At 38.0% G+C, this 287-nt stretch carries 1 protein-coding gene; it reads right to left on the reverse strand.

Features of this window, described 5'->3' with window-relative positions; all coding sequences use genetic code 11:
* A partial coding sequence (locus AOA62_RS31585; protein WP_256592481.1) for an asparaginase domain-containing protein occupies nucleotides 1–256 on the reverse strand: 256 nt, incomplete at its 3' end.
* Between the last annotated feature and the right edge of the window lie 31 nt (nucleotides 257–287).

A 287-nucleotide genomic window follows, 5' to 3' on the forward strand; every position in this document is an offset into this window, starting at 1 on the left:
CTAATAAATATCCAGACTCCTCCATTGCATCTGTTCCCTGGGTTATAACAAAACCATGGTATTCATTTGAAAGAGTTAGCTCCTTGATGTTTTCAGCTATTTTGAAAAAGTGAGTCATGGTCAATTGACCACCACCAACTTTATCAATTTCAATAACATCAACTTCACACTCTTTCATAGATTCAGGTATACGATCTAGTAACTCCCTTCCACTAAGTGTTGGTACTGCCAATCCCGTTTCAGAGTCAATTTCCATTGAAATTGTTCCCCCTGTGGCAAATAAAGCT

The organism is Pseudomonas sp. 2995-3 (assembly GCF_002742565.1).
GTDB lineage: Bacteria > Pseudomonadota > Gammaproteobacteria > Pseudomonadales > Pseudomonadaceae > Aquipseudomonas > Aquipseudomonas edaphica.